9 protein-coding genes are annotated in these 13941 nt (G+C 62.4%); 6 read left to right on the top strand and 3 right to left on the bottom strand.

From position 1 onward, the window contains the following. Positions 1 to 8: 8 nt before the first annotated feature. Positions 9 to 3755, bottom strand: a complete 3747-nt coding sequence (locus DXA43_RS06700; RefSeq protein ID WP_117806627.1) for a phosphoribosylformylglycinamidine synthase — start codon at positions 3753 to 3755, stop codon at positions 9 to 11. Positions 3756 to 3939: 184 nt separating this feature from the next. Between DXA43_RS06700 and DXA43_RS06695 the strand changes: the two genes are divergently transcribed. Further along, positions 3940 to 5502 (top strand): cation:proton antiporter, encoded by a 1563-nt coding sequence (locus DXA43_RS06695; protein WP_117806626.1) that lies wholly within the window; start codon positions 3940 to 3942, stop codon positions 5500 to 5502. A gap of 284 nt (positions 5503 to 5786) precedes the next feature. On the opposite strand, the gene DXA43_RS06690 is transcribed toward DXA43_RS06695, so the two are convergent. Then, entirely contained in the window at positions 5787 to 6536 is a 750-nt protein-coding gene (locus DXA43_RS06690) for an SDR family NAD(P)-dependent oxidoreductase (RefSeq protein WP_117645711.1), read from the bottom strand. Between the two features lie 214 nt (positions 6537 to 6750). Further along, positions 6751 to 8094 carry a homoserine dehydrogenase gene (locus DXA43_RS06685; protein ID WP_117806625.1) on the bottom strand — a complete coding sequence of 448 codons (1344 nt, stop codon included), beginning with the start codon at positions 8092 to 8094 and terminating at the stop codon, positions 6751 to 6753. Between the two features lie 251 nt (positions 8095 to 8345). Between DXA43_RS06685 and DXA43_RS06680 the strand changes: the two genes are divergently transcribed. The 5 genes from DXA43_RS06680 (at position 8346) to DXA43_RS06660 (ending at position 13931) form a co-directional block, all read left to right on the top strand. Further along, complete coding sequence (locus tag DXA43_RS06680; protein WP_117806624.1) at positions 8346 to 9512, top strand: ABC transporter substrate-binding protein; 1167 nt, start codon at positions 8346 to 8348, stop codon at positions 9510 to 9512. Between the two features lie 271 nt (positions 9513 to 9783). After that, positions 9784 to 10971: an ABC transporter substrate-binding protein gene (locus tag DXA43_RS06675; RefSeq protein ID WP_117806623.1), complete on the top strand. Its 1188-nt coding sequence runs from the start codon at positions 9784 to 9786 to the stop codon at positions 10969 to 10971. A gap of 139 nt (positions 10972 to 11110) precedes the next feature. Continuing rightward, positions 11111 to 11992, top strand: coding sequence for a branched-chain amino acid ABC transporter permease (locus DXA43_RS06670; protein WP_117806622.1), 882 nt, complete (start codon positions 11111 to 11113; stop codon positions 11990 to 11992). A 9-nt stretch (positions 11993 to 12001) separates the two neighbouring features. Continuing rightward, complete coding sequence (locus DXA43_RS06665) at positions 12002 to 13081, top strand: branched-chain amino acid ABC transporter permease (protein ID WP_117655179.1); 1080 nt, start codon at positions 12002 to 12004, stop codon at positions 13079 to 13081. Further along, a complete protein-coding gene (locus tag DXA43_RS06660; protein WP_089573307.1) occupies positions 13071 to 13931 on the top strand; it encodes an ABC transporter ATP-binding protein in 861 nt (286 codons plus the stop codon). Before DXA43_RS06665 ends, DXA43_RS06660 begins: the two co-directional genes overlap by 11 nt. Positions 13932 to 13941 lie beyond the last annotated feature (10 nt).

Below are 13941 nucleotides of genomic sequence, written 5' to 3'. Positions count from 1 at the left end.
GGAAAGCTTTAAGCGAAGTAGGCTACGCCGCTCTCAAAGATCGGCATGAACTTATCGCCGGGGACATGCTCGGGCACGTTGCGGTACAGGTTGTCGCCGCGGCGCTCGGCATGGCCCATCTTGCCCAGGACGCGGCCGTCGGGGCTCGTGATGCCCTCGATGGCGAGTACGGAGCCGTTGGGGTTGACGGAAAGATCCATGCTGGGCTTGCCGTCCTCGCCCACGTACTGCGTGGCGACCTGGCCGTTGGCGATCAGCTGGGCGAGTACCTCGTCGTTGGCGACAAAGCGGCCCTCGCCGTGGCTGATGGCGACGGTGTAGGGGTCGTCCAGGCTGCACTGCGACAGCCACGGGGACAGATTGGACGAGATGCGAGTGCGCACCAGACGGCTCTGGTGGCGGCCGATGGTGTTAAAGGTCAGCGTGGGCGCATCGGGCGTGGCGTCGACGATGTCGCCATAGGGCACCAGACCGAGCTTGACCAGGGCCTGGAAGCCGTTGCAGATGCCCAGCATCAGGCCGTCGCGGGCCTTGAGCAGGTCGCGGACTGCCTCGGTGACCTCGGGAGCGCGGAAGAACGCCGTGATGAACTTGGCGGAGCCATCGGGCTCGTCACCGCCCGAGAAGCCACCGGGGATCATGACGATCTGGCTTGCACGGATGCGGCGGGCGAGCTCGTGGGTGCTCTCGGCGACGGCCTCGGGCGTGAGGTTGTTGATCACGAAGGTGTCGGCCTCGGCACCGGCGGCACGGAAGGCGCGGGCGCTGTCGTACTCGCAGTTGTTGCCGGGGAACACGGGGATGATTACGCGCGGGCGGGCGATCTTGGCGCCGCCGTACACGTGGATATCCTTGGCGCGGAAGTCGATGGTCTCGACCTCGGCGGTCTCGCCGATGCTGCGGTAGGCGAAGACGCCCTCGATGCCGCTCTCCCAGGCCTCCTGGAGCTCGGCGAGCTCGATGACCTCGGAGCCGGTGTCGATGACATAGCCCTCGACGGTGGTGCCCAGGGGCTCGACGACAACGCCGTCGGCGACTTCGGGCAGCTCGGCGTCCTCGGCGAGCTCGACGATAAAGCTGCCGTAGAGCGGGGTGAAGAGGCTCTCCACGTCCACGTCCTCGGCAAGCTCGATACCGATCTGGTTACCGACGCACATCTTAAAGAGGCTCTCGGCGCCGCAGCCGTAGCCGGGCGTGGAGACGGCCAGGGCGTCGCCGGTAGCGGTGAGCGCCTCGACGGCGTCAAACGCGGCGAGCAGCTGCTGGGCATCGGGGCGGTAGTCCTCGCCATAGGTGGCGGGGGCGATACGGACGACGCGGTGTGTGAGGCCCTTGAACTCGGGGGAGACAGCGCGGGCCGCCTTGCCCACGGCGACGGCGAAGCTGATCAGGGTCGGCGGAACGTTGAGCTCGCCGGCCTCGTCCTCAAACGAGCCGCTCATAGAGTCCTTGCCGCCGATGGCACCGGCACCCAGATCGACCTGGGCCATAAGGGCGCCCAGGACGGCTGCCATGGGCTTGCCCCAGCGCTCGGCCTCGGTGCGCAGACGCTCGAAGTACTCCTGGAAGGAGAGATAGGCACGCTTGTGCTCAAAGCCGGCAGCCACGAGCTTGGCGATGGACTCAACCACGGACAGGTAGGCGCCCGCAAACTGGTCGGCCTCCATCAGGTAGGGGTTGAAGCCCCATGCCATAGCGCTCGCCGTGGTGGTCTCGCCGTCCACGGGGAACTTGGCAACCATGGCCGAGCTCGGGGTGAGCTGCGTCTTGCCGCCAAAGGGCATGAGCACGGTTGCGGCACCGATGGTGGAGTCGAAGCGCTCGGACAGGCCCTTGTTGGAGGCGACGTTGAGGTCAGTGACAAGCGAGGTCATGCGCTCGGCAAGCGTGGTGCCGGCCCAGCTGGGCTGCCACACGCTGCGGGCACAGACGTGGGCGACCTGGTGCTTGGGCGCGCCGTTGGAGTTGAGGAACTCGCGGGACAGATCGACGATGGCGACACCGTTCCAGGCCATGCGCATGCGCGGCTCGGCGGTAACCTCGGCGATAACGGTCGCCTCGAGGTTCTCCTCGGCGGCGTAGCCCATGAACTCCTCGACGTCACCGTCGGCGACGGCGCAGGCCATGCGCTCCTGGGACTCGGAAATGGCGAGCTCGGTGCCGTCCAGGCCGTCGTACTTCTTGGTCACGGTGTCCAGGTCGACATACAGGCCGTCGGCAAGCTCGCCCACGGCGACCGAGACGCCGCCGGCGCCAAAGTCGTTGCAGCGCTTGATCAGGCGGCAGGCGTCGCCGCGGCGGAACAGACGCTGCAGCTTGCGCTCGACCGGGGCGTTGCCCTTCTGGACCTCGGCGCCCGAGGTCTCGATGGACTCGGTGTTCTGGGTCTTGGAGGAGCCGGTGGCGCCGCCGATGCCGTCACGGCCGGTGCGGCCGCCCAGCAGGATGATCTTGTCAGTGGGGGCGGGGCACTCGCGACGCACGTGGTTTGCCGGGGTAGCGCCCACGACGGCGCCGACCTCCATGCGCTTGGCGACGTAGCCGGGGTGATAGAGCTCGTTGACCTGGCCGGTGGCAAGGCCGATCTGGTTGCCGTAGCTGGAGTAGCCGGCGGCAGCGGTGGTTACGAGCTTGCGCTGCGGCAGCTTGCCCTCGAGCGTCTCGGACACGGGGACGGTGGGGTCGCCGGCGCCGGTGACACGCATGGCCTGGTACACGTAGCTGCGGCCCGACAGCGGGTCGCGGATGGCACCGCCCACGCAGGTGGCGGCACCGCCGAAGGGCTCGATCTCGGTCGGGTGGTTGTGGGTCTCGTTCTTAAAGAGGAACAGCCAGTCCTGGTCCTCGCCGTCGACATCGACCTTCACCTTGACGGTGCAGGCGTTGATCTCCTCGGACTCGTCGACATCGGTCATGACGCCGGTCTTCTTGAGGTACTTGGCGCCGATGGTGCCCATGTCCATGAGGCAGACGGGCTTGGTGTCGCGACCGAGTTCGTGGCGCATCTCCATGTAGCGGTCGAAGGCCTGCTGCACCACGGCGTCGTCGATCGTCACGTCGTCCAGGACGGTGCCGAAGGTGGTGTGGCGGCAGTGATCGGACCAGTAGGTGTCGATCACGCGGATCTCGGTGATGGTGGGGTCGCGATCCTCATCGCGGAAGTACTGCTGGCAGAAGGCGATGTCCGCCTCGTCCATGGCAAGGCCGCGCTCGGAAATAAAGGCGGCAAGGCCGGCTTCGTCGAGCTCGCGGAAACCGTCGAGCACCTCGACGGGCTGGGGCTCGGGGGTCTCCATGTACAGCGTCTCGGGCAGGTCGAGCGAGGCGATGCGCGCCTCGACGGGGTTCACCACGTAGTGCTTGATGGCATCGATGGCGGCCTCGTCCAGAGCGCCCAAGATCATATAGACCTTGGCGGAGCGCACGGCGGGGCGCTCGCCCTGGCTGATGAGCTGCACGCACTCGCTGGCGGAGTCGGCGCGCTGGTCAAACTGGCCAGGCAGGAATTCGACGGCAAAGACGGCGCCATCGCTTGCGGGGAGCTCGTCGTAGGTCACATCGACCTGGGGCTCGCTAAAGACGGTCGGCACGCAGGACCGGAAAAGCTCCTTGTCGATGCCCTCGACGTCGTAGCGGTTGATAATCCTCAGGGCCTCGATGCCCTTGATGCCGAGAATTTCGGTCAGCTCGCCCTTGAGCTGCTGAGCCTCGACGTCGAACCCGGGTTTCTTCTCCACGTAGATACGAGAGACCATTGGTTCCTGCCTTCCTGATCGGTTGGGCGTACGGTACGGTATGCGGCAGCGGTCGGTTTGCGGGGCAAGCCTCGCGGTCGCCTTGAGCCGCATACTTTTAAACCTCACTATGATACGACAGCTCGTGGCGCGTTGAGGACGGCGAGGGTGCTACAGTGGAGCGCAAACAAGAGAAAGGCATCACATGGCATTTGTTTCGCTCGCCATCATCGCACTCGTGGCCTTTGCAAGCCCCTTCATCGCCTCGGCGATTCCCGGAAAACCCGTTCCCGAGACGGTCTTTTTGCTCGTGTTCGGCGCGGTGCTGGGACCTCATATGCTCGGCATTATCCATGTGGATGCCGAGGTCTCGCTCGTGTCCGAGCTCGGCCTGGCCTTTTTGTTCCTGCTTGCCGGCTTTGAGATCGACCCCAAGAGCATCACGGGCGTCGAGGGGCGCTACGGCTTGGCGACGTGGGTCGTCACGTTTGGTATCGCCTGGCTTGCCGTGCGCTTTACCCCGTGGTTCTCAGTCAGTCATTTCGACGGTATCGCCGTGACGCTTGCCCTCACTTCGACGGCGCTCGGTACGCTTGTGCCCATCATGCGCGAGCGCTCGCTCACCGGCACGCGCGTGGGCGACTCGATTCTCGCGTATGGCACTTGGGGCGAGCTCGGTCCCGTGCTCGCCATGTCGGTGCTGCTGTCTGCCCGCACTGGCATCCAAACGCTCGTAATCCTTGGCTTGTTTGCGGTGGTTTGCGTGTTGCTGGCCGTGGTCCCAAGCCGCTCCAAGCGCGTCGGCAGCCGCTTCTTTGCGTTTGTCGAGGAGCGCGCCGATACCACGTCGCAGACCTTCGTGCGCCTGACGGTGCTCATCCTGGTCACGCTCGTGGCGTTCTCGGCCGTCTTTGATCTCGACATCGTGTTGGGTTCTTTTGCCGCCGGCTTTGTCCTGCGCTATATCATCCCCGAGGGCAACCATACGCTCGAGACCAAGCTCGACGGTCTGGCCTACGGTTTTTTGATTCCGGTGTTCTTTACCGTATCGGGCGCAAAGATCGATCTGACGGCCGTGGCGTCGCGCCCGGGCTTGCTCGCGGGCTTTATCGTGGCGTTGTTGATTATTCGTGCCGTGCCTATTCTTATTTCCATGAGCATTTGTCCTGCGACGCGCGATGTGTCGGCGTATGGTCGCATTACCGTGGCCCTGTACTGCACCACGGCGCTGCCGATCATCGTTGCCGTTACGAGCGTTGCCGTCAACGCGGGCGCGCTGTCGCAAGATATTGCGTCGGTCATGGTTGCCGCCGGTGCCATCACGGTGTTCTTGATGCCATTGCTCGCGCAGCTCTTCTACCGCGTGGTGGATGCCGCACCGGTCGCCGCCGTGGCAGAGGTTGCCGAGCATCCATCCGATGCGCTCGACATCTTGCGCGCCCACCACGACCTAGCGAGCTTGCTCGCGCGCGAGCACGAGCTGCTGACCTCGCATGGCCATGGTCGCGTATTCGAGGGCCTGCCTACGCTCGATACGATTGCCGAGCGTCTTTCCGCCGAGGCAGCGAGCGGCCACATCGATGCCCGCATCGTGGACGCGGCGCACCTGCTTGCCGATAAGACCTATGGAGACGAGGTCGACCCGTCCGAGCTGACTCCGCGTGAGCGCCGCCGCCTGGAGCGCGCCAAGCTCGCTGTGCGCGAATACCGCCGCCGCATGCTGGAGCTCTATGCGCGCGAAGAAGCCGAAGACGACGACGGTAAGTAGTCGATACTTTCTCGGGGAAGCCGCGTCCCGCTTTGAAGGCTCGGAACGGGATGTGGTTTCCGAAACGGGGGCCGTTGGGAAACTGTGTCCCGGAATGGGCGCTCAGAGTGGGATGCAGTTTCCGCAAGGAAGTCCTGGGGGAAACCGTGCCCCGTTCTGATCCGAAATACTGGGACATAGTTTCCCTTTCATAACAGGAGAAGGCGCGCTGTCTGCAGTTGATTCAGACGGCGCGCCTTTTTGGTTGAGCTATGTTGAAGCTTGAAGCCAAAGCTTGTGGCTCCTTAGGAGCGGGCGGCTCCGTCGACGGGGAGCACGGCGCCCGTGACATAGGAGGACATGTCGCTCGCCAGGAAAACAAAGGCGTTGGCGACATCCTCGGGCTCGCCCATGCGACCCAGCGGAATGGTGGCGATGATGGGCTTGATGACCTCTTCGGGCAGGTTGGCGACCATGTCGGTCTTAGTCACGCCGGGGGCGACGGCGTTGACGCGGATGCCCATGGGGGCGAGCTCGCGCGAGAGCGACTGGACCATACCGTTGACGGCAAACTTGGACGTGGGGTAACCGACGCCGGAGGGCTGGCCGTACTTGGCGACCATCGAGCTTGTGGTAGTGATGGTGCCGCCGTGGCCGGCCTCGGTCATGATCTTGGCGGCAGCCTGGTGGCCATTAAAGACGGCGACGACGTTAAGGTCCATGACCTTTGCGAACTCCTCGGCCGTGTAGTCCAAGAGGGGTGAACGCTGGGAGATTCCGGCATTGTTGACGACCGTGTCCAAGCCGCCCATGTCGGCTGCAGTCTGCGTAAAGGCCTCAGTCACGGCCTCGAGCGAGGTGAGATCGCAGGAGCGACCCCAGACCTTGGCGTCGGGATAGGCGGCTGTCAGCTTCTCAACGGCCGTGTCGGCAGTCTCCTGGCGCGAGCCAAAGACGGTGACGGCAGCGCCTTCCTCGATAAAACGGCAGGCGATGGCATAGCCGATACCGCGTGTGCCTCCGGTGATGATTGCTTTCTTGCCCTCGAGCAACATGGTGCTTCCTCTCATCGCGGGCGGACATTCGCAGCACAGCGTAGCGGTAGTCGGAATCGGCCGCGTTTGCATATCGGTGAACGGTAGCCCGCGTTACCGATGAGCGGCTCGCGCAAATATGCTTTGCCGTTGTGCTTAGGGCAGGTGACAAAAGGGCTCCCGTCCCACATCGGACGGGAGCCCTCAAGGCGCGTATTGCTAGGCGAGCGTTGGGCTAGTTCGCCATGACGCCTTCGGTCCAAGCCTCAACGTCCTCGATGCGCAGGACGTTGGCGACCTCGGCCACGCAGCCGACGCTGGCAAGCTCGGCGGCGGCAGCCTGGACGTCCTTCTCGAGCGCGCGGTGCGTCAGGAAGATGACCGAGCAGGCATCGCTGACGCCCGATTTGCCGTCCTCGACCTGGTTGATGAGCGAGATCGAGATGTTGTGCTTGGCAAAGATGTCGACCGTCTCGGACAGGGCGCCCACGCGGTCGGCGACTTTCAGACGCACATAGTACTTGGTCTGGAGCTCGTCCATGGGCTTAAAGGTGAGGTTGTGGCCATAGGGCTCAATCTCGGGCAGCGGAGCCACGCCGCGGCTGATCTGCTCGGAGAGCGACAGGATATCGCCCACGACGGCGCTCGCGGTGGGGAAGGAGCCTGCGCCCGCGCCGTAGAACATGGTCTCGCCCACGGCGTCGCCTACCACGTAGACGGCGTTCATGGCGCCGTTGACCTTGGCAAGCATATGGTCTGCCGGGATGAGCGTGGGATGCACGCGAACGTCGACGCCGGCGTCGGTGTTGCGGGCGATGCCGAGCAGCTTGATGGTGTAGCCGAGCTCGCGGGCCTGGGCGATGTCCTCGGCGCCGATGGTGCGGATACCCTGCTGGTACACATCATCGGTGGTAACGCGGGTGCCAAAGCCGATGGAGGCGAGGATGGCCGTCTTGCTGGCGGCATCGAAGCCGTCGACGTCGGCGGACGGGTCGGCCTCGGCATAGCCCTTGGCCTGCGCGTCGGCAAGTACGTCGGCGTAATCGGCGCCCTCGGCGTCCATGCGCGACAGGATATAGTTGGTGGTACCGTTGAGAATGCCGGCGATGGTCAGGATCTTGTTGCCCACCAGGTCGTGCTCGAGCGTGCTCACGATGGGGATGCCGCCGCCGCAGCTGGCCTCGCACTTAATCTGCACGCCGCACGCGCGCGCCTTCTCGGCGAGCGTCTCGACATGACGGCCCAGCAGGGCCTTGTTGGCAGAGACGACGTGCTTGCCGTGCTCAAAGGCGGTGGTGAAGATCTCGGTCGCGGGGTGCTCGCCGCCAATCAGCTCGACGACGATGTCGACGGCGGGGTCGGTGACGACGTCATGCCAGTCACTCGTAAAGGCCTCGTGCTCAATACCGGCTGCCTCGGCCTGCTCCCAGGCAAGCGCGCAGGCGCGGGTCAGCTTAAGGTCGATGCCGTAGGCTGCCAGGTACTCATCGTGGTGGCTCTTGATCAGACGGGCCACGCCGCCGCCGACGGTTCCCAGACCGATCAGACCGACGTTCACGGTGCGCAGGGATTCGCTCATAGATAGCTCCTTCGTGCATCTTATGGATGGATTAACCGCTTAAAGGTTGAGTGCATTCTAGCGTGAACCGAGGGCGCGTGCTCGCCAGGCAACAGGAGTCGCACAAAACGGCACCCCCGAAACGCTGCGGAAACATTGGAAACATGCTCGCTACAAACGGAACTCCGTAACAAACTGTCAACGTTTGCGCCATAAGGTTTGCCCCGTACCGCAAGACGGCCGCACTGCGGCCAGCTAAAAAGGGGGACACCATGTTCAACATCAACAGCACGCTCAGCCGAAGGAACTTTCTCGCCGGCGCCGCGGCGCTCGGCAGCACCGCGGCACTCGCTGGTTGTTCGTCGGGTGGCTCGGACGGCGGCTCCGCCGATGACGGCAAGACCTTCAAGATTGGCGTTATCGGCCCTCTGACCGGCGCCGCGGCAACCTATGGCGTCTCGGCCGAGAAGGGCGCCAAGCTCGCCGCCAAGGATTTCTCGACCAAGGACCTCAAGCTCTCGCTTAAGTCCGAGGACGATGTCGCCGACGGCGAGAAGGCCATCAACGCCTTCAATACGTTGTGCGACTGGGGCATGCAGGCGCTCGTCGGCCCCGTCACCACCGGTGCTGCCGTCGCCGTCTCGGGCGAGATCGCCGACGATATGCTCATGGTCACGCCTTCGGCCTCGTCGCTCGACGTGACCAAGGATAAGACAACGGTCTTTCAGGTTTGCTTCACCGATCCCACCATGGGTGCCAGCGCCGCGAAGTTCTTGGCCGAGAAGTATGCAGACGCCAAGATCGCCCTGTTCTACAACTCCGGCGATACGTATAGCTCGGGCGTTGCCGACGCTTTTGCCGAGCAGGCCAAGGCATCCAAGCTCGACATCGTCGATACCGAGACCTTTAAGGACGACTCTTCCACGAGCTTTACCAACCAGCTCACCAAGGCCAAGGAGGCCGGCGCCACGCTTATCTTTGCGCCGATCTACTACACGCCGGCGTCCGTCCTGCTCAAGAACGCCAAGGACATGGGCTACGACATGACCCTCATGGGCACCGACGGCATGGACGGTCTGCTCTCCGTTGAGGGCTTCGATACCTCTCTTGCCGAGGGTGTGCTGCTCATGACCCCGTTCTCTGCCGACGATGAGAAGAACGCCGACTTCGTCAAGGCCTATAAGGACGCCTACGACGAGACGCCCAACCAGTTCGCCGCCGATGCCTATGACTGCGTCCATGCGATTGTCGAGGCTATCGATAAGGCAGACATCGATATTACGGCCGACGGCGCCGACATTGCCGGCGATCTTGCCAAGGCCATGCGCAAGATCAAGATCGAGGGCCTGACGGGCGAGCTCACGTGGAACGACGAGGGCCAAGTCGAGAAGCCCGCTACAGCCTATGTGATCCAGGACGGCAAGTACATCGCTGCCTAAGTGCGCATAAAACGCGACCGGTGAGGCTGTATTATTCAGGGCAGGGACGCTTGTAACAGAATGGAAACATTACTTTTACATAATAAAGTGGCATTACTGCATAAAATAATAGAAATACGCAGTAACATGGATAAATGAACAAATCCAAAGAAAAGTTGAAATAATCGCCACTTTTCCTAACTAAAGCGTCTACTATTTTGCGAACGCCGAACACGGCGAAGGATGGCCTGTCGGGTAACCAAAACCCGACGAGATTTGAGAGGAGAGCCGCATGTCGAGCCTCACCGGTAAGTCATTTAACCCTGTAATGAATCGCAGGAGCGTTATCGCGAGCGCAGCAGGTCTGGGGGCGATGTCCATTCTGGCGGGCTGCTCCTCCAACGGCGGCGACAGTGGCTCCGCTTCGGGCGACGCTTCATTTAAGATCGGCACCATCGGCCCGCTGACCGGTGCCGCCGCGTCCTACGGCAAGTCCGTTACCCAGGGCGTCGAGCTTGGCTGCAAGGATTTCTCGACCAAGGAGCTGCCGCTTGCCAGCAAGGCCGAGGACGACCAGGCCGACGGCGAGAAGGCCGTTAACGCCTTCAACACCCTGCTCGACTGGGGTATGCAGGCCCTCGTCGGCCCAACCACCACGGGTGCGTCGGTTGCCGTTGCCGCCGAGTGCGGTAACGACCCCAAGACGTTCATGATCACCCCGTCCGCGTCCTCCGAGGACGTCACCGACGGCAAGGATTGCGTCTTCCAGGTCTGCTTTACCGATCCCAACCAGGGCGTCAACGCTGCCAAGTTCCTGGCGCAGAAGTATGCGGACGAGAAGTTCGTGCTGTTCTATAACTCCGGCGACGCTTATTCTTCGGGTGTCGCGGATGCCTTTAAGGCCCAGGCCGCTGAGTCCAAGCTCGAGGTTGTCGACGAGGAGACCTTTAAGGACGACTCCGCCACGAGCTTTACCAACCAGCTGACCAAGGCCAAACAGGCCGGTGCCACCATGATCTTCGCGCCGATCTACTACACGCCGGCGTCCGTCCTGCTCAAGAATGCCAAGGACATGGGCTACGACGTCAAGATGATGGGCTGCGACGGCATGGACGGCATCCTGGGCGTTGAGGGCTTCGACACCTCTCTTGCCGAGGGTCTGCTGCTCATGACCCCGTTCTCCGCCGACGATGAGAAGAACGCCGACTTCGTCATCGCTTACAAGGATAAGTACGGCGATACCCCCGACCAGTTTGCCGCCGACGCCTACGATGGCGTGCACGCGGTGGCCGAGGCCCTCAAGGAGGCCGGTCTTGGTGTCGACGCCGACCCGACCGAGGTCGCCGAGAAGCTGCCCAAGGCTATGCTCAAGATTACCGTTGACGGTCTGACCGGCAAGCTCACCTGGAACGATAAGGGCCAGGTCCAGAAGGACCCCACGGCGTACGTTATCACCGACGGCAAGTACGTACAGGCCTAATAGACCGCCTTACATTGAGCGGTTTTGATCCCAAGCAGGGGAGGTTTTGGCCTTCCCTGCTTGCTTGGTATCTAGGGACAGTGTAACGTCCCTGTTTCATACATTAACTGGAAACCTATTCGAAAGGGGGATGTGGAACATGACGGTCTTTATCCAATACCTGGTCAACGGCCTGTCCATGGGCAGCGTCTACGCCATCATCGCGTTGGGCTACACCATGGTCTACGGTATCGCCAAGATGCTAAACTTCGCTCACGGCGACGTCATCATGGTCGGTGCCTATATCTCGTTCTGTGCCACGTCGTATCTCGGCCTCCCGGGCTGGGCATCTGTAATTCTCTCTTGTGTGGTCTGTACCGTTCTCGGTGTTCTCATCGAGGGCCTGGCATACAAGCCGCTGCGTCAGGCGGGCCCGCTGGCCGTTCTGATCACGGCCATCGGCGTGTCTTACTTCCTGCAGAACGCCGCGCAGCTTCTGTGGGGCGCCACGCCCAAGAACTTCACTTCGCTCGTCACCTTCCCGGTGCCGGAGTTCTTGGCCAAGTTCAACGTGAGCGCCGTATCGCTCGTCACCATCGTCGCCTGCCTGGTTATCATGGCCGGCCTGATGTTCTTTACAGGTAAGACCAAGATGGGCAAAGCCATGCGCGCCGTGTCCGAGGACAAGGCCGCCGCTCAGCTCATGGGCATCAACGTCAACCGCACTATTTCGATGACGTTTGCCATCGGCTCTGCCCTTGCCGCCATCGCCGGTGTGCTTCTGTGCTCCTACTCGCCGGTGTTGCAGCCCACGACGGGTGCCATGCCTGGCATCAAGGCCTTCGACGCCGCCGTCTTCGGCGGTATCGGCTCCATCCCTGGCGCCTTTGTCGGTGGCATTCTCATCGGCATCATCGAGGCGATGGCGCAGGCCTACATTTCCACGAGCCTTGCCAACTCCATCGTCTTTGGTGTTCTGATCATCGTCCTGCTCGTCAAGCCTGCCGGCCTCTTGGGCAAGTACGTCCCCGAGAAGGTGTAGGTGAGCGTTATGAAGTTTCTTAAAGACAAGCAGACGCGTCACGACTTTGTTACGTACGCCATGTGCCTTGTGGCGTTCGCCATCGTGTTCTTTATGCAGTCCAACCACATGATTCCGCGCATGATCGCCGGTCAGCTGGTTCCCATCACGGCCTATATCGTCATGGCCATCTCCCTTAACCTCGTTGTCGGCATCGCGGGCGACTTGTCGCTGGGCCACGCGGGCTTTATGAGTGTCGGTGCCTATACGGGAATCGTCACCGCCGTCGCGCTGGAGAGCGCCGTTCCCTCCGATCCGGTGCGCCTTATCATCAGCATCGTGGTCGGTGCCATCGCTGCCGCCATCCTGGGCTTCTTGATCGGCATCCCGGTCCTTCGCCTGAGCGGCGATTACCTGGCTATCGTGACGCTGGCCTTTGGCGAGATCATCAAAGAGATCGTCACCTGCCTTATCGTGGGCGTCGACTCCCGCGGCCTGCATGTGATCTTTAACATCACAGGTAACTCCACGATCGACGACCTGCACCTGCTCGAGGACGGCACCGCCATCATCAAGGGCGCGCAGGGCGCATCGGGCGTGTCGACGTACTCGACCTTCCTCGCCGGTGCCATCCTGGTCATGGTCGCGCTCGTGATCGTGCTCAACCTGGTTCGCAGCCGTACCGGCCGTGCCATTATGGCCGTGCGCGACAACAAGATCGCTGCCGAGTCCGTGGGCATCTCCGTCACCGAGTACCGCATGATCGCCTTCGTGGTTTCCGCCGCTCTCGCCGGCGCTGCCGGAGCCCTCTTCGGCGGTAACTTCTCGCAGCTTTCCGCCACCAAGTTCGACTTCAACACGTCCATCCTCATCCTGGTATTCGTGGTCCTGGGCGGTCTGGGCAATATGCGCGGCTCCGTCATCGCGGCGGCGTTGCTCACGGTGCTTCCCGAGCTGCTCCGTCAGTTCTCGGACTACCGCATGCTCATCTACGCCATCGTGCTGATTCTGGTCATGATCTTTACCAACAACCCGCAGCTCAAGTCGTTCTTCGCACGCATTAAGGACCGCTTTGCTTCCAAGAAGGAGGTGGCAGCCGATGCCCAGTAAGTTTGAGTTCAACAAGGGCAAGATGGTCCCGTATCCTTCTGGCGCCATCGTTCCCGACCGCGACCTGGGCCAGCGCCCGGCGCTCGAGTGCATCCACTTGGGCATTGAATTTGGCGGCCTTAAGGCAGTCGACGACTTTAGCCTGACCATCGGTAAGACCGAGATCGCCGGTCTGATCGGTCCCAACGGTGCCGGTAAGACCACGGTCTTCAACCTGCTCACCAAGGTGTACCAGCCCACGCACGGTACCATCCTGCTCGACGGTGAGGACACCTCGGGCAAGTCGGTCTATCAGGTCAACCGCATGGGTATTGCCCGTACCTTCCAGAACATTCGCCTGTTCAACACCATGACGGTGGAGGACAACGTCAAGGTCGGTCTGCACAACCAGGAGCGCTACTCCGGCTTTGAGGGCGTGCTGCGCCTGCCGACGTATTGGAAGCACGAGAAGGCCGCCCACGAGCGCGCCATGGAGCTGCTGTCCATTTTTGATATGGAGCACCTGGCAAACGAGCAGGCCGGCTCGCTGCCTTACGGCGCCCAGCGTCGTCTGGAGATCGTCCGCGCGCTTGCCACCAACCCCAAACTGCTGCTGCTCGACGAGCCTGCCGCCGGCATGAACCCGTCCGAGACCGCGGAGCTCATGGAGAACATCGTCAAGATCCGCGACACCTTTGGCATCGCCATTATGCTTATCGAGCATGATATGTCGCTCGTCATGAACATCTGCGAGGGCATCTGCGTGCTCAACTTTGGTAAGGTCATCGCTAAGGGCACGGCAGAGGAAATCCAGAACAACGACGCCGTTATCGAGGCGTATCTGGGCAAGCAGGATAAGGGGGAGAACTAAATGGCAGAGC

The organism is Collinsella sp. OF02-10, assembly GCF_003463445.1.
In the GTDB taxonomy this organism is placed as follows: Bacteria; Actinomycetota; Coriobacteriia; order Coriobacteriales; family Coriobacteriaceae; genus Collinsella.
This window is presented reverse-complemented; position numbering and strand designations above follow the sequence as displayed.